Consider the following 21,009-nt stretch of genomic DNA (forward strand, 5'->3'; position numbering starts at 1 on the left):
CCCTCATACGGATTCCGTTTGTTTCGCTGACAATCCGGAACTTCACCGGATTGCCAGCTCCACGTCCGGAACCCGTTTCTCTCCTGCTCGCTCTGCTGCGCAGCTCTGCGAGTCCGCTCGTGTTGAAAGTTTTTGCAAACCTCTCAACCGGAGTCCGTATCACATGAAGATGCGCTGAACGTCGCAGGGGCCGCGCTCCCGGAATGGGAGGGCGCGGCCCCTGTGGCGGCAGAGGTCAGTTCAGGTCAGTACGTGCTGGCGGGCGCGGCGTACTCGTAGCCCAGGCCGGGGGTGTCGGCCTGACCGCGCGTCCCGGAGGGCGTGCCACGGTCCACGGCGGCCTCGCTGCTGGGGTCGAAGGCGTGCAGGCGGGTCTGATCCACGAGCAGTTCGACGCTGTCGCCGGGCAGGACGTTCGCCTGACCTTCGACCTTCGCGGTGATGTGCTGACCGGCCACGTCGATGATCAGGTCCGTCTGGGCGCCCAGGGGTTCCACCACGACGACCTGACCGCGCAGGACGTTCGAGCCGCGCGGGATGTCGGTCATGCCGACCATGCCCAGGTGCTCGGGGCGGATGCCCATCAGGACGTCCTTGCCCTCGAAGGCCTTGAGGCTCTGCGCGAGGCGGCCCATGGGGGACACGCGGTTGTCGCCGATCATGAACTCGCCGTTCTGCACGCGGCCCGTCAGGAAGTTCATGCTGGGGCTGCCGATGAAGCCCGCCACGAACTTGTTCTGCGGGAAGTCGTACAGGTTCATGGGGGTGTCGACCTGCATGATCACGCCGTCCCGCATGACCACGATGCGGTTGCCGAGCGTCATGGCCTCGACCTGGTCGTGCGTCACGTACACGATGGTGGCGCCCAGGCGGCGGTGCAGCTGGCTGATCTGCGAGCGCATCTCGACGCGCAGCTTGGCGTCCAGGTTCGAGAGCGGCTCGTCCATCAGGAACACTTTCGGTTCGCGGACGATCGCGCGGCCCATCGCGACGCGTTGACGCTGACCGCCGGACAGTTCCTTGGGTTTGCGGCCCAGCAGGTGCTCGATCTGGAGGATCTTCGCGGCTTCACGCACGCGCTTGTCGATCTCTTCCTTGGGCGTCTTGCGGAGCTTCAGGCCGAAGGCCATGTTCTCGTACACGTTCATGTGCGGGTACAGCGCGTAGTTCTGGAAGACCATCGCGATGTCGCGGTCCTTGGGCGGCACGTCGTTCACGACGCGGTCGCCGATCTTCAGGATGCCGTCGCTGATGTCCTCCAGGCCTGCGATCATGCGCAGCGTGGTGGACTTCCCGCAGCCGGACGGCCCGACGAACACCATGAACTCGCGGTCCTGGATGTGCAGGTTGAAGTCCTTCACCGCGTGGTGCTTCGTGCCGTAACGCTTGTTGATGTGCTCCAGAATCACTTCTGCCATGACGTGCCTACCTTTATCGCCCCTGCTCTTACCCGTGAATGGCTCCGCACCGCTGAGGTGAGGAATGATCGGGTAACCGGGGTACGTGAATGAATCCCAGGTGTCCGTTGACGCCGCGCTGACGTGCTCAGCATACCACGCGTGCCCGGCGCGGGGAATGCCACCCACACGCTGAAATCCAGACATGCGCTGCACTGCCCAGACATGCGCTGCGCAAAGGAGAGGCGGCCCGCGTGAGTCGCCTCTCCGCGCGCCGCCTCTCCATTGCCAACGACGTTACGCCGTGCCGACGTCGTGCCCGTCGTCGCGCTGCTCCAGGCGGAAGCCGTGCGGCAGGAAGTCCCGCACGTACCCGCTGATGATGTCCCCGTGCTGGTTCACGCACACGACGCGGGCGTCCGGCGCGAACTCGAACAGCACCTGACGGCACGCGCCGCACGGACTGGCGGGCGGGGTCGCCTCGGAGTACACGACGAAACCACAACCATCGCAGCGCGGGCGGGGTCGCCTCGGAGTACACGACGATATCGGTGAATTCGCGTTCACCGGCGGTCGCCATGGCCTGCACGGCGCTCTGCTCGGCGCAGCGGCCCAGGCCGTAGCTGGCGTTCTCGACGTTCGCGCCGAAGTACACGCGGCCGTCACGGGTGCGCAGCGCCGAACCGACGTGGAACTTGCTGTACGGCGCGTACGCCTGCCTGAAGGCGGCCTTGGCCCCTTCGAGCAGTTGCGGGTCAGGGGTGAGGTTCAGGGGGTTGGTGTTACTCATGGGTGTCCTCGGGCTCCAGTGGATTCGCGTCGGGCGCCCGTTCCACCCGCACGCGGGTCACGCGGCGCTGGTCGGCGTCCTCCACGGTGAACGCCCAGCCGTTATGGGTGAAGCTCTGTCCCGGCTCCGGGATGTCCCCGAAGTGGCTGGTCATGAAGCCGCTCAGGGTATCAAATTCACCCTCGCCGTCCTCGATGTTCGCGCCCAGACGCTCCTCGACCTCGCCGACGGTCAGGCTGGCGTCCATCAGGTACACGCCCTCGCTGATCACCTCGATCATCGGGACTTCCTCCTCGTCGGTCTCGTCGTAGATTTCACCGACGATCTCCTCCAGGGCATCCTCCAGCGTGACCAGGCCCGAGATCCCGCCGAACTCGTCCACGACGATGCTCAGGTGGCTCTTCTTGTCGCGCATCTTCGCGAGGAGGTCCTTGATCTTCATGCCTTCCGGCACGAAGAACACGGGGCGCATAATGTCCGCGATCAGCGTGTGGTCCAGGCTGTCGAGGTGCAGCAGCACGTCCCCGGTGTGCACGATGCCCACGATGTTGTCCGGCGTGTCCTGAAAGACCGGCACGCGCGAGTACCCGTGTTCACCCTTGAGGTCCAGCAGGCGGCGCAGCGGCGCCGAGCCGTCCACGACGACCATGTCCACGCGCGGCGTCATGACCTCGCGGACCGTCGTGTCGGAAAGGTCGAACACGTTGTACACGAGTTCCTTCTCGTCGTCTTCCAGCACGCCCTCCTGACTGGACGCGCTGACGATCATGCGGATCTCCTCCTCGGAGTACGCCGTGTGGTGCCCGGACACGCCGCGCAGGCCGAACATCCGCACCACGAGGTTCCCCAGGGCGTTCAGCGCGCGGATCACGTACTTGAACAGCCACGTGAACGCCAGCAGCGGGCGCGTGACGAGCAGGCTGACCTGCTCACTGCGTTGCAGCGCCCACGTCTTCGGCGCGAGTTCCCCGAATACGATGTGCAGCACCGTACTGATCGCGAACGCCACCCCGAACGAGATCGCGGTGATCTGCGATTCCGTGAACTGCCCCTCGGGGAACAGCGGGTGAATCAGGTGCTCGATGGCGGGCTCGGCCACGAAACCGATCGCGAGACTGGCCATGGTGATGCCCAGCTGCGTCGCCGCGATGTACATGTCGAGGTTCTGCAGCGCCTTCTGCGTGGCCTTGGCGGTGGCGTTCCCCTCGTCGGCCAGCTGGTCGATGCGGGTGCGGCGCACGCTGACCAGCGCGAATTCCGCCGCGACGAAGAAACCGTTCATGAGCACCAGGAAGAACAGGGCGAGGATACCAAGCAGGTCATTCATGTAGGGACGCGCTCCAGGGTCGCGTCAGGGTCATCCGCAAGGCGCAAGCTGCCCGTCCCGCCCGGCAGGTGCGCGGGCGGGTACGTCGGTGACCGTCGGTGGGGTGCCACGGCAAAAACGCCGCCCTCGGGCGGTGTTCTCCGGGCGCGGTAGGTGAGCCGGAACTGGGAGGCTCCATAGCAGACGGAAGGATAACACACCCCACCCCCCACCGGGACGCCTGTCCCGCCCACGCCCGGTCACCGGCAGGGGAACGCGGCCCAGGGGGTACGCTGGGCGCACCACACCCACAGGAGGCACCCCCGCATGACCCACCCCGACACGTACCGCGCGCTGCGCGTCCTCAAAGGCGAACAGGGCACCCGCGCCGAACTCCAGACCCTGCCCGTCACGGACCTCCCCGTCGGGGACGTCCTGATCCGTGTGACGCACTCCAGCCTGAACTACAAGGACGGTCTGGCCGTCAGCGGCCGCCCCGGCGTGCTGCGCACCCACCCCATGACGCCCGGCATCGACCTCGCCGGGACGGTCATCGAGGACGCCTCGGGCCGCTGGCAGCCCGGCGCACACGTCATCCTGACCGGCTGGGGCATCGGCGAGCGGCAGGACGGCGGGTACGCCACACTCGCCCGCGCCCGCCCGGAGTGGCTGGTCGCGCAGCCCGGCGGGACGGACGCCCACTGGGCCATGAGCGTCGGCACCGCCGGATTCACCGCCATGCTGGCCGTCATGGCGCTGGAGGACCACGGCCTGACCCCCGGCAGCGGCGAGGTGCTGGTCACCGGCGCGGCGGGCGGCGTGGGCAGCACCGCCGTTGCCCTCCTCGCCCAGGCGGGCCACACGGTCGTCGCCAGCACCGGACGCCCCCAGGAGGAAACGTACCTGCGCGACCTGGGCGCCGCGCGGATCATCGGCCGCGACGAACTGCCCGCCCTGACCCGCCCGCTGGAGAAGGAACGCTGGGCAGGTGTCGTGGACACCGTCGGCGGCGCCACCCTGGCCGGCGCGTACGCCTCGACCCGCACGCACGGCAGCCTCGCCGTGTGCGGCCTCGCCGGGGGGCACGACCTGAACGCCACCGTGTTCCCGCTGATCCTGCGCGGCGTGAACCTCCTGGGCATCGACTCCGTCACCTGCCCCCCGGCCCGCCGCGAGGCCGCCTGGACCCGCCTCGCCCGCGACCTGCCCGCCAGCCGCCTCAGCGCCGTCACGCAGACCCACCCGCTGAGCGATGTCCCCACCCTGGCCGCCGAGATCCTCGCCGGACGCATCCGCGGCCGCACCGTCATCGAAATCGACTGACGCAGGGGGGTGAGGCAGGGGCGTGGACGAGTTGAGGACTCCCTCGACCTCCCGCTCCTGCGCCGCTCTGCGCGTTCCACCGCGTGCCAGCCGAACGCGGCGACGGTGGAGGCGTTTCTGGTCGGACCGGTTCCGTTTCATACGGGATTCAAGTGATTCCACATCTTTCGGAGTCGCCCGGTGGCCCCCTCACCCTTCCGTCGCTTCGCTCCTCAGCTGCGCAGCTCTGCGAGTCCCTCCCTCTCCCACAGGGGGAGAGGGGACAACGGAAGGCAATCACGGTGCAAGCAAGTCAATTTAATCCCGTATCAGTCGCGGGCGTGCCGGTCCACGAACGCCTGCCGGGACATGACGGCCAGTTTCGGCGTGTGCTGTTTCTGCGGGTCGGACACGCCGTACGCGCGGCGGATCACGCGGGACCACCACGTCAGGCGGCGCCGGTGCGCGGGCGGCAGGTCCACGACCGTGAAGCCGTACAGGCCCAGCACGTCCGAGAAGATGCTGATGCTGAACACCGCGCCCGTGGCGTTCAGGTCCGGGTCGTCCCGCAGCGCCCGCGCGAGGTCCCGCACGGACGCCGTGACGATCCGCCGCCCGGCGACGGGCCGTTCGGCCAGTTCGGTCAGGCGGGCGCTGTCGAGGTGAAATTCCACCAGCGTCTCGCCGCGCCGCACGACGCCGCCCTCGCGCAGTGCCTGATCCGCCAGCGGGTACGGGGCGAGTCCCGCGCGGAACAGGCTGCTGGCGCCCTTCCCGACGCGGCGGATGCGGCCCACGCGGTCGTACCAGACGTCCAGTTCCTGCAAGGCGGTGGCCGGCAGGTCGCGGGGCCGTTCGGGGCGCAGGCCGCGCAGGTCCCGCAGGGGCAGCACCTCGAATTCCCGCGCGTGCAGGTCCACCAGGAGGTCTGGGAGGCGAGCGGCCAGCGTGGCGTCCGTGCCGGGCAGGTGCAGCAGTGCTCCCGGTCGCACGCCGGACAGGGTCCCGTCCGCCCCTGCGGCGCCCTGCCCGGCGAGGACCGGCAGCCCCGTCAGGAACGCCGTGATCCAGCGGGTCAGGGTGGGGCGCGGGCCGACGCTCAGGCCCACCGGGTCTGCCCCCAGGTGGCCCCGCAGGATCTGGGCGGCCCGCCTGGGCGACGCCGTGCGGCCTGGGCCGGCGGCCACGTCGTGCCCGGCGTCCCGGACGTCCCGCACGAGGTCCGGGTGCCGCGCCGCACTGAGCGGGTCGAACGCGAAGGTCGCCTGCACGCCCGCCCCGCTCAGGGCGCCCAGCAGGGCCGGGGTCACCTGCGGGTGCGGCCCCCCGTCGAAGATCAGCGCGAGTCCCGGCTGGGCCGACCGGGCGCGGCGCAGCGATCCCAGACCGGACCAGCGCCACGCGGCCAGGGTGACGAGCAGGGCAGCGGGCAGCAGCGTGGAGCGTCGGTTCACCCGCCCACTGTAACGTTCAGGGCATCGCGGGCAGCAGGCCAGCCCAGCGCCCCAGCCGCGTGGTTTCCCCGGCGGACGTGACGGTCAGGCCGTCCGGGTGTAGCCGGGTGAGGTTCGGCGCGTGGGCCGCCCAGGGCGTCCAGTCCGGTCCGGGGTGCCCGCCATGAACGAAGTGCGCCCAGCTGCCCTGCATAGCGTCCGCCAGTCGCGCGCGGCCCGCGCGGCCCTGGCCCCGGAGTACGCCGCTGGACAGGCCCATCGGGCGCGGCCACAGGAACAGCAGTTCCAGGCCGTGCGCGGCGCCCAGGTCGAAAAACCGCGTGCCCCAGTCGAAACGGTAGCGGAAGGCGGGGGCGGGGTGAGCGGCCAGCAGCGCGTCGTTCGGTGCGTGGAAGAACAGGTCCGTGCCCAGTGCCACCAGTCCGTCCGGGTCGTCCGGGTAGACGGCCAGGATCGCCTGCGCGCGCGGGCTGCCCGCCGCGCCGGTCAGGACGCGGGTCAGCAGCGCGCGGTCGGTGCGGGGAAACACCCGGTCCGGGAGTTTCACGAACAGCGCGTACTCGTCGCGGTTCGCGCCAGCCAGCAGCGGCACCGGCGCGGCAGGCCGGGCCAGCCACTCCGGGAGGCTGCCCGGCAGCACAGTCCCGTCCAGGGTGGGCCGCGAGTTCAGGCGGCGGGACCGCACGCGTTCCAGGGTGTGCAGGCTCCGCACGAACGCCGACGCGGGCAGCGTCCACAGGCGGTCGCGGCCAGCGGCCGTCACGCCCAGCGCCCGCGCGTACCCGGCGGCCAGGTCCACGCTGTTCTCCCGGTCCGACAGCTGGTTCACGCCGCCGCTCTGCACGATCGCCCCGGCCAGCAGGTCGCGCGTGGCGGGGTCCCGCAGCAGCAGGTTCACGGTGACCGCCCCGGCCGATTCCCCCGCGACCGTGATCCGCGCCGGGTCACCCCCGAACGCCGCCACGTTCCGGCGCACCCAGTGCAGGGCCGCGCGCTGATCCTGGTACCCGGCGTTCACGGCGAACCGGTCGTCCCCGAACAGCCCGGCGAAATCCGCGTAGCCCAGCGGTCCCAGGCGCGAGTTCACGGTCACGACGACCACGCCGCGCCGCGCGGCGTACTCGCGCCCGTCGTACAGGCGCCCGCTGCCCGCGCGGTACGCGCCCCCGTGGAACCACACGAGGACCGGGTGCGTTCCCGGTGCGGCGGGTGCCCAGACGTTCAGCACCAGGCTCCCCTCGGCGGAGGGCCGCAGCGTCACGGATGGGTCCAGGGGTTGCAGCACGTCCGGCGCGAAGCGCGTGGCGTCCCGCACGCCAGCCCAGCCCGCGTGAGGCCGGGGCGGCGCGAACCGCAGCGTGCCCGCCGCTTCAGCCGCGTAGGGAACCCCCAGCCACGCCAGGGCCATGTGCTGGTCCACCCGCACGGCGCGTCCCCGCAGCGCGCCGGACTCGGTGGCGCGCACGAGCAGGTCAGACACTGAGCTGCACGATCAGGCGTTCCAGCGCCACCCCGGCGTCCAGCCCGCGCTTCATGGCGAGGTCCGCGTCCAGGATGCGGCCCAGGTGCGTGCGGATCTTCGCCTCGTTCAGACGCCGCGCGACCTCCAGCGCCTTCTTCGCCGGGTACGGCTTGACGCCCAGCCGCTGCGCCGCGACCTGCTCGGTCACGCGCCCACCCTCCTGCTGCAGCGCCACGCAGCGCGCCACGAGCGAGTACTGCCACACGACCGCGCCCATCAGCTTGAACGGGTCTTCGCCGCTGGCGAGCAGGCGCCGCAGCTGCGTGACCGCCTCGCCGGGGCGGCCCGTGGTGGCCGCGCCCAGCATCGCGAAGCTGTCGCCCGGCGGCTCCCGGCCCACCACGCGCTGCACGGCCTCCCGCGTGAACGGGCCGTCCAGCAGCGCCAGCTTGTTCAGCTCCCCGGCGATACCCGCCAGATCCGCCCCGAAGACCTCCGCGAGGTACAGGCTGGCGTCCCGGTCCAGCGGCAGCTTCGCCTTCTTCGCGCGGGTGGTCACCCAGCCCGCCACGTCCCCGGTCTTGGCGGGGGCGGGCGACGGGACGACCTCGCCGCGGCCCTCGTACACCTTCAGGCGCGTGGCGGGCGGCGACTCGTCGAGCACCGCGACCGTCACCGCCGCGCCCGCGAGCAGCTCCAGCAGCGCCTTGTCGGGCTTCACGCCCTCCAGGTCCACGATCACGCCGCCGTCCCCGAACAGCCCCGGGCTGAGGTGGGGGCCCAGCGCGTCCGCCGTGACGTCCTCGCCCGCCACGCGCGGCAGGGCGCGGGCGTCCAGCCCCCGGGCGCGCAGCGTGTCACGCAGCGTCTCGTCCGCCAGGAAGCGGTTCCCGGTGAACGCGATCAGAGGCATTCGCCCGTCCAGTCCCGCAGGTCCGGCAGCGCCGCCAGTCCCAGCGCCTCCCGCGCTGCGCTCAGGTCGGCGTACAGCGCCGCTGCCGCCGTGGGGCGCTGCGACCGGTCGCGGGTCAGGCAGCGGTCCAGCAGCGTCCGCAGGGGCGCCGGGCCGGGCAGCGGCGCCCGCCGCTCGTTCAGGCCCGCGAGCCACCCGAACGCGTCCTCGAACGGCGGCTCGCCCGCCAGGCAGTCGAACAGCAGCACGCCCAGCGAGTACAGGTCGCTGCGCGGGTCGCCCCGCACGCCCAGGAACTGCTCGGGCGCCATGAAGTGCGGCGTGCCCATGCGCGTCCCGCTGTGTATGTCCAGCGGCAGCTTCACCGAGTGGCTCATGCCGAAGTCGATCACGCGGGTCGCCTCGAACGCCGCGCGGCCCCCCTGCAGCATCACGTTCTCGGGTTTGAGGTCGTGATGCACCACCCCGCACGCGTGCAGCGCCGCCACGGCCGCCAGCACGCCGCCCGCGACCAGCGTCGCCTCGTCCGCGCCGAGCGGCCCGGCGTCCAGCCGCTCACGCAGGGTCACACCCTCGATCAGCGGGAACACCAGCGCGTCCCGCGTCACGGCGATCGGCGACACCACCAGCGGGTGCCGGACGCTCCCGGCGACGCTGCCCTCATGCTCGAAGCGGGCGCGGGTATCCGGATCGTCGAACACCAGCGTCTTGGCGAACACGGCGCGGCCTGCCCAGCACGCGGACTCGCAGCGCACCCCCGCCCGCTCGCTGAGGGTCACGCGATCCGTCAATGCCACCTGGGCGTTCCTGGCCTGCACGTCACTCACTGATGCAGAGTCTTTCACATTCCCCCCGGCGCAATGGGAAGACCTGAACACTCCGCGCCCGACGCCCTCACCGCCGGACCTCCAGGTTCCGGTAGAACGCCGCGACCTGCCGCGCCACCTCCGGCGTGAAGCGGTTCCCGCCCAGGTGCCCGCCACTCAGGCGTTCCAGTCCGCCCACCCCCGGCTCGCCCACGGCCTCCCACAGCACTTCGCCGTTGCGCTCGAACGGCACGGTCCGGTCGTCCGGACTGCCGAACACCAGCAGCGGCCGCCGCCCCCACCCAGCCGCCAGCCACAGCGGGTTCAGGTCCTCGGGCGGGTCACTCATGCCGTACGCCGCCGCGATCTCCTCACGGCGCGACAGGGCCGACCCCCACGCGACACGCAGGTCCACCCAGCCGTCGATCAGGGCCACACCCTCGACCGGGTACGGCGCGCCGGGCAGCGCCGAGCGCAGCGCCATCAGGCCCCCCATGCTCAGGCCCAGCGCGTACGTGCGCCCCGACCACGGGAAGAGGTCGGTGGCCCGCGCGTGCACCTGCCCCAGCGCCGCCAGTCCCGCCGGGCTGCCCCAGCTGGTCGGCCCGCCGTCCCCGGAGAGCAGCACCGCGAAGCCCGCGTGAATGAGCGCCGAGGTCAGCACCGACGCGCTGGCACTGTCACGCAGGTGCGCCGCCGACTGCCCGCGCGGGTGCGACACGACCACCAGCGCGCACGCCTGCGCACAGGCACGCGGCACGCGCAGCAGCGACAGCGCCTCGCCACTCCCGACCGGCACCCACACGCCGGACGGCACCGAACCGCGGGCCGCCCGGTCCGGCGCGGCGCCGGTCGTCACGGCCGGGACGAGCACCATCGCCTGCGCGCCGGACCACGTCAGGGCCAGCGCCGCCGCCAGCGCCCGCACCCTGCGCGCCACCCCCGGCGCCTGTCGCCCCTGTTCCCGCCGCCTCCGAGCCTTCAGTTCCCTCACCGGGCGGCACTGTAGCGTCCCCGGCCCCCGCGCGGCTGAGAACGCCCTCACCGCCCGAACAGCCAGGTGCTCAGGCGCGTATTCAGCAGCGCGCGGCCCAGCAGCGCCGGAATGCCCAGCGCCAGGAAGAAGTATCCCAGCATCGTCAGCGCCACCTGCCACGGCGCGCCGTCCGGGGCGTCCCAGCGTTCCAGCGCCTGCAGCAGCGCCGGGTGGATCAGGTACACCTGCAGGCTGACCGTGCCCAGCAGCGCCACCGTCAGGCGCACCGTGGACGCGCTGCGCTGCACCCGGAACGCCAGTCCCAGCAGCGCCAGCGCCGTCAGGCTGGTGTACACCCACGACAGGCCCGAGTACACGATCGGCGTGACCCGCTCGCCACGCGCGTACGCCAGTGCCTCGGGCAGGTACAGGCTGAACGCCAGCGTCAGGACCGGCAGCAGCACCCAGCGCCTGCGCCGCCACCACGCCGGGAACTCGTCCAGACGCGCGCCGACCGCGACGCCCAGCGTAATGGGCAGCATGTACCACAGCACCGTGCTCGCCGGGAACGGCAGGCGCAGCACCTCCCGGTTCAGCAGGTACAGGCCCAGCTGCAACGCCGCGCCGAACAGCAGCGCCGCCGTGATGCTGGGCTTGCGGCGTGCCAGGGGCAGCATCAGCGGCAGCACGACGTACACCTCCAGCGCCACCAGCAGGAAGTACAGGTGGTAACTGGCCTTCCCGTACAGCAGCCAGTCGCGCCAGCGGGCCGGGTCCGTCAGGGACTCGGGGACGCGCTGATCCGTCCACACGTACCACAGGGCGTACAGCACGCTCCACAGCAGGTACGGCCACCCGCCGCGCGTCAGGCGACGCCAGAAGTACCGTTTCGGCTCGAAGCGTTTCAGGAGGCTGCGGGTCAGCACGACCGCCGACAGGAACACGAAGGCGGGCACCGCGAAGTGCAGCGTGCGGTTCAGGATCAACGTGTACAGGTGCGCCGTGGAGGCCGGATCGAGGTACCGCAGCATCACCCCGGTCGAGTGGTGCGCGACGACCTCAATGATCGTCAGGCCCCGGAACATGTCGATGGCCGTCAGGTTTCCCTTCGGGACCGGGGCCGGGGGGGCGGGTGAAACAGGGTCAGCGTCCTTCACAATCTCTCAGGCTACCCCAGCGCCATCAAGAACTCGTGAACGTCGTTTAGCCGCGCCCACGCACCTCGAAGCCCTCGCCCTGGAGGATCGTCGCCGCACTCGCCACGTCCTCTGGGGTTTCCAGACCCAGGCGGATCGCGCCGCCATCCTCGCGGATCGCCAGCACCTCAATGTCCTTGATGTTCACGCCCGCCGCGCCCAGCGCCTGCGTGACCGCCCCGATCTGGTTCGGTCTGTCCGGCACCGCAACGACCAGATCATGCCGCTGCGGCAGCAGGCTCCGGCGCACGATCGGCAGGCTGTCGCGCGTCCGCTTGCCCTCGCGCGCGGCCTCCAGAAGTTCCTCCGGTTCGTCCAGGTCGGCTTCCAGGCGTTCCAGCTGCCGCCGGAAGCGGCCCAGCGCCTCGCGCAGGGCGCCCTTGTTCTCCACGACCATGTCGCGGCTCATGCGGGGGTCGCCGCTCGCCACGCGCGTCAGGTCGCGGAAACCACCCGCCGCGAGCAGGCTCAGCCGCTCGTCCCGCGCGACCATGTGCGTCAGGGCCAGACTGGCGAGGTACGGCAGGTGGCTGATCGTGGCGACCAGCGCGTCGTGCGCGTCCGGCGGCATCACGACCGGCGCGGCCCCCAGTTCCTCCACCAGCGTCCGGGCCTTGCTCAGGGCCGTCAGCGGCGTGTGGTCCGTCGGGGTCAGCACCCACACGGCGTTCTCCAGCAGTGCCGCGCGCGCGTGCGTCACGCCGCCCCGCTCGCTGCCCGCCATCGGGTGCCCCGCCACGAAATGCCGCACGCCCAGCCGCTCCATCTCGGCCGCGATGCCGCCCTTCACGCTGCCCACGTCCGTCACCAGCGCCGCCGGGTTCAGGAACGGCGCCAGCTCGCGCGCCAGCGGCGCCAGCGCCCGCATCGGCGCGGCCAGCACGACCAGATCCGCCCCGCGCAGCCACTCGCCGGGCGCGGCTCGGACCTCGTCCACGACGCCCAGCGCCTCGGCCTCGCGCAGCACCTCGGGACTGGCGTCCAGGCCGATCACACGCCGCGCCAGCAAGCGCTGCCGCAACCCCAGCGCGACACTCCCGCCGATCAACCCCACGCCCGCCACCACGGCGGTCTCGAACAGCGGGCCAGGGGCGGACGGTGAAGCGGCACTCATGACGCGGAGGCTAGCACGCGCCTGGCAGCCCGCCGACCCGCCTGCATAACGTCCCCGGCACACGGACGCCGCGCCGCCCATGTTCGCTACGCTGTGCCGGTGCCCGGTCCCGAAGTCCTGCTGTACGGCCTCCCCCTCGCGTTCCTCGCGGGGTTCATCGATGCGGTCGCCGGGGGCGGCGGCACCATCACCCTCCCGACCCTGTTCTTCATGGGCCTGAGCCCCGCGCAGGTCGTCGCCACGAACAAACTCCTGGCGATCTTCGGGTCCGGCAGCGCCACCGTGCAGTACTGGCGCAAAGGACACGTCGACCGTCCCCTCGTCCTGCGGCTGATCCCCCTGGCCCTGCTCGGCAGCGCGGTCGGCGCCTCCCTCGTGCACTTCGTGAACCCCGACGCGTTCCGTACCCTCGTCGGCGTGGTCATCCTCGGCGTCGGTGCCCTCGTCCTGGCGAACAAATCCTTCGGGCTGGAGGACCGCTACCCCGGCCTCACCGCCCGCACGCTGGCCCTCACGCTGCCCGGCACGTTCATCATCGGGATGTACGACGGCTTCCTCGGCCCCGGCACCGGCACGTTCGCCATGTTCCTGTTCGCCCTCGCCGGATTCAACCTCGTCCGCGCCAGCGGCAACGCCCGCACGCTGAATTTCGCCACGAACCTCGGCGCGTTCCTGTTCTTCCTGATCGGCGGGCAGATGGTCTGGTGGATCGGCCTGCCCATGGGCCTCGCCAACGCCCTCGGCGCGGCGCTCGGCGCCCGCATGGCCATGTTGCGCGGCAGCGCCTTCGTGAAGTGGATGTACGGCCTGATCGTCCTGCTCGTCAGCGCCCGACTGTTCCTGAGCTGACCCGGTCCTCCAGCGCGGCCGCCTCGGCCCCCCGCGCCCGGTGCCCGTCGATCTCGCGCTGAAGGAAGAAGTTCAGCAGCGTCCGCAGCGCCGCGATCGCCGCCAGCTTCCCGATGTCGTCCCACGACGGCGCGATCGCCGTGCGTAGGATGTCCGCCGCGAGCGTGAACTCCAGCGCCACGGCCAGCCAGCGGCCCAACTCCAGCCGCAGCGACTCCTTCTGCGCGTCCGGCTGCGCCGAGGGCCTCACGAACGCCACCAGCGCCCGGATCAGCGCCAGCAGCGCTGCCAGCGCGATGATCAGGGCCGCCGCGACCTCCACCCCGGTCGCCACGATCTCCGTCCAGCCCTTCACCAGCTCCAGCATTCACCCAGCCTGCCACGCCCACCGCAGCCCCGGCGGGGGAGATCAAGAATCGGTGGAGGCCCACCCCAGCGACCGCACCGCCCGCATATACGCCGCCCGCTCGAACACGAACGGCCCGAAGCCCGCATACGACCAGAATGGCGCCGGTGGGCGATTCGGTCGCACTGAAGGAACTTCCTGTTTCATTCGGTGGATTTGCTGGAAGTCGAGCCAGCGCACCTCGCGCTCGCCCACTTCAATGCGAGCGACGAGGGGCCAGCACAGCAACTCTCCGCAGCCACATTCCAGCAGGGCGACCCGTTCTCCCACGAAATTGCTCAGGAGGTTGCCCCGCTCCGGCTCACCCAGCCACGCCGTCTGAATCTCCGCTGCGAATTGCCGGGGCAGTCCGGCGTAACTGCCCGCCAGGGACCGCTCCCCGGTCGCCTGCGCGGCGACGTCCTCCCAGCGGCGTACGAGTTCCACGAGGGGCGTGCCGTTCACGAGGATCAGCACCGTGTCCTCCTCGCCGTCCCAGAATTCCCAGCGCAGGTCCAGCGTGTCGAAGGTCATCCGGTCAGAGGGTCAGGGCCAGCTCGACCGCTTCCCGCAGGCCGCCCTCGTCCACGTGCGCGACGCGGTAGCGGCTGGCGGCGACGGCGGGTGCGTCGGCGTTCCCCATGGCGACCGGGTGCCCCACGACACGCAGGGCGGTGACGTCGTTCTCGCCGTCCCCGACCATCATCACGCGGTCCATGGTCAGGCCGTACTGCGCCGCCACGCGCTGCACTGCGGTGCCCTTGCTGACCCCGGCGCGCGTGACGCTGATGAACATCGCGTCCGGCATGACCGGGCTGCCCGCCGGGTGCAGGTCCATGCCGGGGTGGGCTTCGGCGACGACGGTGCCTTCCTCGGCGCGGGGCACGACCCACTGCGCGCGGACGACCGTGCCGTCCAGACTGCCGGGCGTGCGCGCGTCGTACGGGACGCCCAGCAGTGCCGCGTGCCGCTCGGCCAGGTCGCCGGGTTTCGTGATGGCGAACTCCAGGTCGGTGTAGACCTCCAGCAGGCGGTCTGTCTGCGCGGCGCGGTCGATCAGCATGTACAGGCCGTCCTCGGGAATCGCCTCGGACAGGCTGTTCCCATTGCCGACGTTCACGATGCTCGCGCCGTTCTGGAAGACGTGCCAGCCGTCCGGGTCGAGCCGCTCGGCATACGCGCGGGCGTTGCCGATGGCGGGGCGACCGCTGCACAGCGCGATCCGCACGCCGCGCGCGCGGGCGTCGGCCAGCGCGGCCCACACGTCGTCCCGCACGAGGTTCCCGGTGCCCACCAGGGTGCCGTCCACATCCACACAGATCAGTCCAAGCATCCGGGAATGATAGACCCCGCCTGTCAGGAGGGTACCGGGTCGTGCAGGTTGCCCTTAGCGGGTGGCGGGCGTGGGGGGCGACCAGACACCCTCGCGTTCCACGGTGGCGCAGCCGCCCACATGCACCTTCGTGACGCGTTGTCCGTCGAGTTCCAGTTCGACCTCGACCTCGCCGGGAGTACCCAGCGCGTGCCCCTGGTACACGAGGCCGCACGCGCGTTCACCGCGTACTGGCAGGCGACCCTGACTGGCCAGCAGCGCCATCAGGGCGCCGCCCGCGCTGCCCGTCACGGGGTCCTCCGGGATGCCCAGGGCAGGCGCGAAGTCCCGCGCGGCGAAGCGGTTCACACCCATCGGTGCGTACGCGTAGATGCTGCCCACGCCCAGCGCGTCGCTCAGGGCGTGGATGCGCGTCAGGTCCGGTTCCAGTCCGTCGAGGATCACGGCGTCCAGCAGCGGCACGAACACGCTCCAGAGGCCGGTGCTGGCGGCGGCCAGCGGCAGCCCGCGGTGGATCATGCGGTGGTCGATGCCCAGCGCCTCGGCGAGGTTGGCGCGCAGCGTGGCGGGCACGTCGCGGTAGGTGGGGGAGGGCTGCCGCATCCACACGCGGCGCGGCACGCCGGCCTCGGTGTGCAGGCGCAGCGGGACGCGCCCGACCAGCGTGTCGAGGTGGAGGTCCTGCCCGTCGGGCCACTGCCCGGCCTGCGCCAGCGTGAAGCCCAGGGCGATGGTGGCGTGCCCGCAGAAGTCGACCTCCTGGGTGGGCGTGAAGTACCGGACGCGCGCGATGGTGCCCTCGCGGCGGGTGATGAACACGGTCTCGGGGGCGCCCAGCATCTCGGCGAGCGCCTGCATGTCCTGCCGGGAGAGATGCGCGGCGTCCAGCACCACGCCCGCCCGGTTGCCGTGTCCGGGCGTCTCGGTGAAGGCACTGACCTCGCTGTAGGCGATCATTCCGGCATTTTACCGCAGAAGTCTGCCGCCGAAGGGACAAAAATTTCACGCGCTAGATAAATCGTGAAACTATTCACTTATTGACATTATCCGTCGTGTTGATCGAGACCAGGAGCATCACAGGCGGGCACGGAGTTCACCGCGCGCCACCTTCCCCAGCGGCGTCCTCGGCAGCGGACCCAGCACCCACCGCACGGGCCTCAGGCGACGCGGCCACCGCGCCAGCGCGAAGGCGTGCAGCGTCGCCTCGGCCACGTCACCCTCCACGAACGCCACAGGCCGCTGCCCGTACTCTGCGCACGGGACCGGCAGGACCGCGCACGCCACCACCCCCGGCACGGCCAGCAGCGCCGCTTCCAGCTGAGCGGGCCAGACGTTCTCCCCGCCGATCACCATCAGGTCGTCCGCGCGGCCCCGCAGGGTCAGCCGCCCCGAGGCGTCCAGGACGCCCAGGTCACCGGTCGGGTGCCAGCCCCGGCGCAGCAGCCCACGCGCCAGCACCCGTCCGTCCGGCGCGACCCGCACGGTCACGCCCGGCAGGGGCCGACCCACCGACCCCGGCGCGGCGCTCTGGTCAGCCGGGGTCGCCAGGGTCAGTACGCCCAGTTCCGTGCTGCCGAACGCATTGAACAGCACGTCACCCAGCCGCGCGCGGGTCGCAGCCGCCAGTTCCGGTGACAGCGGCGCCGACCCGCTCAGTACCACCCGCAGCCGGTGCGCGTTCCCCGGCACGGCCAGCAGCCGGTGCAGGACCGTGGGAACGACCGCCACCACCTCGGCCCCCACGGCGTCCAGCGTGGCCCAGATCGCCTCCGGTGAGGCCCCGGCCCGCAGGTGCAGCGGCGCCCCCACCCCCAGCGCCAGAGCCAGGGTCGCCAGTCCATGCCCGTGCCACAGCGGCAGCGGCAACACGACCGGAGCGTCCCGGTGCGGCCGCAGCGCGTCCAGCAGTGCCCCCGCGACCCGCAGCGCTGCCACGGGCCGCACGGCAGACCGGACCAGTCGGGGCGCCCCGGAACTCCCGGAGGTCATGAGCACCGGGCGTCCCGCACGCGGCGGCAGCCAGCCTCCCCGTCCGGCCACCCGTGGGGAAGAGGGTGGTGGGGGAGACACCAGCCCCATCCCTTCCTGACCCGGCGCGAGGGGCACGACCCGCCAGCCCAGCCGCAGGCCAGCCAGCAGGTCCACCACGAACGCCACCTGCCCGCCGCCACCCTCCAGGCCGACGAGCGTGCCCGGCGGGTGCGCGCCCCGCCACGCCTGCGCCCGCTGCTGCACCCGCGCGTGCAACTCGCCGTAGGTCAGGTCTTTCGTCCCGTCCGACAGGGCCAACCGCTCCGGGGAGCGCCACGCCTGCCACGCCACCACGCCCGCCAGCGTCGGGCCCTCGCGTCCCAGGCAGCGCAGCAGGGACAGCACCGCCCGCGCGGGTCGCTCGCCCAGCGCACCCGTCGCCCGGACCGCCGCCCAGGCCTGCCTCACCGACGCCGCTCCAGGCGGGCCTCGACCCGCTCGGCCCACGCCAGTCCGCGCGTCAGGAGGCCCGGGCATACGATGCCCGCGACCTCCATGCCCGGCAGCCACCACGGCGCGACCCGCACCACCCGCCGCACGAACGGCAGCGTGACCACCTCGGCCGCCTCGGCGGCACTCAGCGCGGGCAGGAAGCGGTAGGCGCGGGTCGGGGCGATCATCGGCGTGCGTACCAGCGGCAGGTACACCGACGCGCCCCGCACCCCCGGCCACTCCGCGACCGCCGCCTGAAACCACAGGTCGAACGCCGCCTTGCTGCCCTGGTACGCCCCCCAGCGCGGCGCGCCCACGTGCCGCGCCGCCACGCTCGACACATTCACCACCACACTCCGCGCCTCCAGCGCCGGGCGCAGCGCCAGCAGCAGCCGCGCCGGACCCGTCACGTTGACCGCCAGCAGCCGCTCCAGATCCGCCCTCGGCGCGCCGTCCAGCGCCCGCCGCCGCACCGACCGTCCCGCGTTGCTCACCACGCCCGCCAGGACCGGCGCGACCGACCGCACCACCTCCGCCGCCGCGTCCACCGACGCCGGGTCGCTCAGGTCCGCCGGGATCACCACCGCCCGACCCCCCGTCGCCTCGACCCGCGCGGCCACCTCGCGCAGCCGCTCCTCGCGCCGCGCCAGCAGCAGCACGGTCGCCCCGGCCGCGCCCAGCCGCAGCGCCGTCGCCTCGCCCACCCCGGACGACGCACCGGTCACCAGCACCGCCCGGCCCCCCACTGCCCCACGCAGGGCACTCAGGTCACGGCAGGCAGGCGGGGACAGCAGGGCGCGGCGCACGGGCGCATCGTCCCACACACCGCCCCGGTGCGGCGCGCAATGTGACCGGTCCCTGTGGTCAGTTCACGGTGCCCTGTGCACTCGGGTACGAGCCGATGATCTTCGCGTAACTGGCCTTGCGCAGCACCCCGGCGAGCGCCTGGGCGACCTTCGGGTCGCGGGCGTCGCCCTCGATGTCCACGTACATCAGGTAACTCCAGGCGCGGTCGCGGCGGGGGCGGCTCTCGATGCGCGACAGGTTCAGGCCGCGCAGTTCGTTCAGCGTCTCGACGAGGAACCCCGGCGTGTGGCGCACGGCGAACACGAGGCTGGTCTTGTGCGGTGCGTCCGACGGGGCGGGCTCGTGCCGGGCGAGGATCATGAAGCGGGTGTAGTTGAACGGTTCGTCCTCGATGTTCCGCTGGAGGATGTTCAGGCCGTACAGCTGCGCGGCGCGTTCGCTGGCGATGGCGGCGAGGTCCCGTTCGCCGCTCTGCGCGAGGTTCTTCGCGCTGCCAGCCGTGTCGTGCGCGGCGACCGGCTGCCAGCCGTGCTGGCGGATCAGGTCCGTACACTGGTCCAGCGCAGGTTGCTGGCTGGCGACCCGGCGGATGTCGCTGATCTCCACGCCGGGCAGCGCCATCAGGCAGTGCGAGACCCGCACGACGACCTCGCCGACCACATGCAGGTCCGTCTCGCTCAGGAGGTCGATGCTCTGGTGGATCGCGCCCATCAGGCTGTTCTCGACCGGCAGCACCCCGTACTCGGCCTCGCCGGTCTCGACGGCTCGGGCGACCTCGTGGAAGGTCGGGTACCCGCGCGTCTCGGCGTACCCGGCCATGGCGTTCAGCGCCGCGATCTCCCCGTACGAGCCGGGATTCCCCTGAAACGCCACCACGCCGGAGGTGAGGGCGGGCACGGCAGCGGTCGCGGGGGCAGGATCACTCATGGCCGCCACGCTACCGCACCGCGTCCCAGTCCACGCCGCCCGGACTTAGACGTGATTACAGTGGAGGACGTGACCCTGCAACCCGACCCGATCCTGGACCTCGACGCCGTGGCCCTGGCCGCCGCCACCCGCCGCGGCGACCTGACGTGCAGCGAGGTGACCCGCACGTACCTAAGTCGCGTGACCGCCCTGAATAGCCGCCTGCACGCCGTGATCACCGTGAACCCCGAGGCCCAGGCCGACGCGGACCGACTGGACGCCGTCAGCGCCGAGCGGCGCGGCCCGCTGCACGGCGTGCCCATGCTCATCAAGGACAACATCGACGTGGCGGGCCTGCCCACCACCGCCGGAAGTGCCCTGCTTGCGGGTCACGTTCCCGAAGCGGACGCCCCACTGGTCACGCGGCTGCGCAACGCCGGGGCCGTGATCCTGGGCAAGGCGAATATGACCGAATGGGCGAACTTCATGACACTCGCCATGCCCAACGGCTACTCCAGCGCGGGCGGTCAGACCGTGAACCCCTGGGGGGACGGCCTGGACACCGGCGGCAGCAGCAGCGGCAGCGGCGTGGCGGTCGCCGCGCGCCTGTGCGCCGCCGCGATCGGCACGGAAACCAGCGGCAGCATCGTCAGCCCGGCGCACCAGAACGGCGTGATCGGCGTGAAACCCACCCTGGGCCTCGTCCCCCGCACCGGGATCGTGCCCATCAGCCACAGTCAGGACACCGCCGGGCCCATCACCCGCAGCGTCCGCGACGCCGCGCTGATCCTGAGCGTCATCGGCGGGCCGGACGACCGGGACGACATCACCCGCCGCCTCCCCGTCCCGGACCTGACCGTCTGGCCGGACGTGCTGCGCGGCGCGCACCTGGGCGTCATCCGCGACGAGAACGGCGTCACGCCCGCCGAGTCCGCCGCCCTGGACCACCTGACCGGCACCCTGCTGGACGCCGGGGCGACCCTGCACGACGTCGCGTTCCCCAGCCGCGCCGACCTGAACGCCCACGGCTGGAGCCTCGAAGTCCTGGAGCACGAGTTCAAGGGCGACCTGAACGCCTACCTGCGCGGCGTCACGCACGGCCCCCGCAGCCTCCAGGCCGTGATCGACGCGAACGACACCGACCCGGAACGCCTGCTGCGCTACGGGCAGACCCTGCTGCACGCTGCGCAGGGCACCCGCGGGGACGCGACCGAACCCGCCTACCTCCAGGCCCGCGAGCGCGACCTGCGCCTGACCCGCACCCGCGGCTTCGACCCGCTGTTCGCGCAGGGCCTCGACCTGATCATCTTCCCCGGCATCCACGGCTACGGACTGGCCGCGAAGGCCGGGTACCCCAGCCTCGCCCTGCCCGTCACGCCCGCCGGTGCCGCGACCCCGTGCGGCGCCCTGCTCGTCGCTCCTGCCGGGGGCGAGGGCCGCCTGCTCTCGCTGGCCGCCGAACTCAACCGCCTGCTCGGCGGTGTGCGCTTCCCCGAGCAGTAACCGCACCGCGGAAGAGGGGCGGCCGGATGCACCCTGGCCGCCCCTCA

The 21,009-nt window shown here is 71.9% G+C and carries 19 protein-coding genes and 1 pseudogene; 3 read left to right on the forward strand and 17 right to left on the reverse strand.

Annotated elements, in window-relative coordinates; genetic code table 11:
* Nucleotides 1-245 precede the first annotated feature (245 nt).
* The 3 genes and pseudogenes from EXW95_RS02910 to EXW95_RS02920 form a co-directional block, all read right to left on the reverse strand.
* Nucleotides 246-1,418, reverse strand: a complete 1,173-nt coding sequence (locus tag EXW95_RS02910) for an ABC transporter ATP-binding protein (RefSeq protein WP_174366186.1) — start codon at nt 1,416-1,418, stop codon at nt 246-248.
* A gap of 276 nt (nt 1,419-1,694) precedes the next feature.
* A pseudogene (locus EXW95_RS02915) lies at nt 1,695-2,187 on the reverse strand (cytidine deaminase).
* Nucleotides 2,180-3,514 carry a hemolysin family protein gene (locus EXW95_RS02920; RefSeq protein ID WP_174366187.1) on the reverse strand — a complete coding sequence of 445 codons (1,335 nt, stop codon included), beginning with the start codon at nt 3,512-3,514 and terminating at the stop codon, nt 2,180-2,182. The pseudogene EXW95_RS02915 and the gene EXW95_RS02920 overlap by 8 nt, the downstream one beginning before the upstream one ends.
* 306 nt (nt 3,515-3,820) lie before the next feature.
* Here EXW95_RS02920 and EXW95_RS02925 point away from each other — a divergent pair, with 306 nt between their 5' ends.
* Nucleotides 3,821-4,816 (forward strand): MDR family oxidoreductase, encoded by a 996-nt coding sequence (locus EXW95_RS02925; protein ID WP_174366188.1) that lies wholly within the window; start codon nt 3,821-3,823, stop codon nt 4,814-4,816.
* A gap of 308 nt (nt 4,817-5,124) precedes the next feature.
* Here EXW95_RS02925 and EXW95_RS02930 read toward each other — a convergent pair whose 3' ends face one another.
* The 7 genes from EXW95_RS02930 to EXW95_RS02960 form a co-directional block, all read right to left on the reverse strand.
* The gene (locus tag EXW95_RS02930; protein ID WP_174366189.1) at nt 5,125-6,249 is read right to left on the reverse strand and encodes a polysaccharide deacetylase family protein; all 1,125 of its coding nucleotides are present in this window, start codon (nt 6,247-6,249) and stop codon (nt 5,125-5,127) included.
* Nucleotides 6,250-6,265: 16 nt separating this feature from the next.
* Nucleotides 6,266-7,729 (reverse strand): carboxylesterase family protein, encoded by a 1,464-nt coding sequence (locus tag EXW95_RS02935; protein ID WP_174366190.1) that lies wholly within the window; start codon nt 7,727-7,729, stop codon nt 6,266-6,268.
* Complete coding sequence (gene holA, locus EXW95_RS02940; protein ID WP_174366191.1) at nt 7,722-8,624, reverse strand: DNA polymerase III subunit delta; 903 nt, start codon at nt 8,622-8,624, stop codon at nt 7,722-7,724. The genes EXW95_RS02935 and holA overlap by 8 nt, the downstream gene beginning before the upstream one ends.
* Entirely contained in the window at nt 8,615-9,451 is an 837-nt protein-coding gene (locus tag EXW95_RS02945) for a serine/threonine-protein kinase (protein ID WP_371809875.1), read from the reverse strand. Before EXW95_RS02945 ends, holA begins: the two co-directional genes overlap by 10 nt.
* Before the next feature lie 67 nt (nt 9,452-9,518).
* Nucleotides 9,519-10,370, reverse strand: coding sequence for an alpha/beta hydrolase family protein (locus EXW95_RS02950; RefSeq protein WP_371809876.1), 852 nt, complete (start codon nt 10,368-10,370; stop codon nt 9,519-9,521).
* Between the two features lie 101 nt (nt 10,371-10,471).
* Nucleotides 10,472-11,491: an acyltransferase gene (locus EXW95_RS02955; protein WP_174368780.1), complete on the reverse strand. Its 1,020-nt coding sequence runs from the start codon at nt 11,489-11,491 to the stop codon at nt 10,472-10,474.
* Nucleotides 11,492-11,609: 118 nt separating this feature from the next.
* Complete coding sequence (locus EXW95_RS02960) at nt 11,610-12,716, reverse strand: prephenate dehydrogenase (protein ID WP_174366192.1); 1,107 nt, start codon at nt 12,714-12,716, stop codon at nt 11,610-11,612.
* Nucleotides 12,717-12,815: 99 nt separating this feature from the next.
* On the opposite strand from EXW95_RS02960, the gene EXW95_RS02965 reads away from it, so the two are divergent.
* The gene (locus EXW95_RS02965) at nt 12,816-13,565 is read left to right on the forward strand and encodes a TSUP family transporter (protein WP_174366193.1); all 750 of its coding nucleotides are present in this window, start codon (nt 12,816-12,818) and stop codon (nt 13,563-13,565) included.
* Here EXW95_RS02965 and EXW95_RS02970 read toward each other — a convergent pair.
* The 7 genes from EXW95_RS02970 to EXW95_RS03000 all read right to left on the reverse strand — a co-directional run bounded on the left by EXW95_RS02970 (nt 13,540) and on the right by EXW95_RS03000 (nt 19,480).
* Nucleotides 13,540-13,932: a DUF1622 domain-containing protein gene (locus tag EXW95_RS02970; RefSeq protein ID WP_174366194.1), complete on the reverse strand. Its 393-nt coding sequence runs from the start codon at nt 13,930-13,932 to the stop codon at nt 13,540-13,542. The genes EXW95_RS02965 and EXW95_RS02970 overlap by 26 nt on opposite strands.
* 42 nt (nt 13,933-13,974) lie before the next feature.
* Nucleotides 13,975-14,484, reverse strand: a complete 510-nt coding sequence (locus tag EXW95_RS02975; protein WP_174366195.1) for a hypothetical protein — start codon at nt 14,482-14,484, stop codon at nt 13,975-13,977.
* Nucleotides 14,485-14,488: 4 nt separating this feature from the next.
* Nucleotides 14,489-15,283 (reverse strand): Cof-type HAD-IIB family hydrolase, encoded by a 795-nt coding sequence (locus EXW95_RS02980; RefSeq protein ID WP_174366196.1) that lies wholly within the window; start codon nt 15,281-15,283, stop codon nt 14,489-14,491.
* A 54-nt stretch (nt 15,284-15,337) separates the two neighbouring features.
* On the reverse strand, nt 15,338-16,240 hold the full coding sequence (locus tag EXW95_RS02985; protein WP_174366197.1) for a PhzF family phenazine biosynthesis isomerase: 903 nt from the start codon (nt 16,238-16,240) through the stop codon (nt 15,338-15,340).
* 117 nt (nt 16,241-16,357) lie between these two features.
* Nucleotides 16,358-17,722, reverse strand: coding sequence for a fatty acid--CoA ligase family protein (locus tag EXW95_RS02990; RefSeq protein ID WP_174366198.1), 1,365 nt, complete (start codon nt 17,720-17,722; stop codon nt 16,358-16,360).
* A complete protein-coding gene (locus tag EXW95_RS02995; RefSeq protein WP_371809877.1) occupies nt 17,719-18,552 on the reverse strand; it encodes an SDR family NAD(P)-dependent oxidoreductase in 834 nt (277 codons plus the stop codon). Before EXW95_RS02995 ends, EXW95_RS02990 begins: the two co-directional genes overlap by 4 nt.
* Before the next feature lie 58 nt (nt 18,553-18,610).
* Nucleotides 18,611-19,480, reverse strand: coding sequence for a prephenate dehydratase (locus tag EXW95_RS03000; RefSeq protein WP_174366200.1), 870 nt, complete (start codon nt 19,478-19,480; stop codon nt 18,611-18,613).
* A 69-nt stretch (nt 19,481-19,549) separates the two neighbouring features.
* On the opposite strand from EXW95_RS03000, the gene EXW95_RS03005 reads away from it, so the two are divergent.
* Nucleotides 19,550-20,962 carry an amidase family protein gene (locus tag EXW95_RS03005; protein ID WP_174366201.1) on the forward strand — a complete coding sequence of 471 codons (1,413 nt, stop codon included), beginning with the start codon at nt 19,550-19,552 and terminating at the stop codon, nt 20,960-20,962.
* The last annotated feature ends 47 nt before the right edge of the window (nt 20,963-21,009 follow it).

This window comes from Deinococcus sp. JMULE3, assembly GCF_013337115.1.
Classification (GTDB): domain Bacteria; phylum Deinococcota; class Deinococci; order Deinococcales; family Deinococcaceae; genus Deinococcus.

Excerpts from the sequence above, each read along its gene's own strand:
- EXW95_RS02910 (WP_174366186.1), bottom strand. The coding sequence starts at position 1,418 with ATGGCAGAAGTGATTCTGGAGCACATCAACAAGCGTTACGGCACGAAG.
- EXW95_RS02975 (WP_174366195.1), bottom strand. The coding sequence starts at position 14,484 with ATGACCTTCGACACGCTGGACCTGCGCTGGGAATTCTGGGACGGCGAG.
- EXW95_RS03000 (WP_174366200.1), bottom strand. The coding sequence starts at position 19,480 with ATGAGTGATCCTGCCCCCGCGACCGCTGCCGTGCCCGCCCTCACCTCC.
- EXW95_RS02960 (WP_174366192.1), bottom strand. The coding sequence starts at position 12,716 with ATGAGTGCCGCTTCACCGTCCGCCCCTGGCCCGCTGTTCGAGACCGCC.
- EXW95_RS02955 (WP_174368780.1), bottom strand. The coding sequence starts at position 11,491 with ATGTTCCGGGGCCTGACGATCATTGAGGTCGTCGCGCACCACTCGACC.
- EXW95_RS02985 (WP_174366197.1), bottom strand. The coding sequence starts at position 16,240 with ATGATCGCCTACAGCGAGGTCAGTGCCTTCACCGAGACGCCCGGACAC.
- EXW95_RS02920 (WP_174366187.1), bottom strand. The coding sequence starts at position 3,514 with ATGAATGACCTGCTTGGTATCCTCGCCCTGTTCTTCCTGGTGCTCATG.
- EXW95_RS02970 (WP_174366194.1), bottom strand. The coding sequence starts at position 13,932 with ATGCTGGAGCTGGTGAAGGGCTGGACGGAGATCGTGGCGACCGGGGTG.
- EXW95_RS02980 (WP_174366196.1), bottom strand. The coding sequence starts at position 15,283 with ATGCTTGGACTGATCTGTGTGGATGTGGACGGCACCCTGGTGGGCACC.
- holA (WP_174366191.1), bottom strand. The coding sequence starts at position 8,624 with ATGCCTCTGATCGCGTTCACCGGGAACCGCTTCCTGGCGGACGAGACG.
- EXW95_RS02925 (WP_174366188.1), top strand. The coding sequence starts at position 3,821 with ATGACCCACCCCGACACGTACCGCGCGCTGCGCGTCCTCAAAGGCGAA.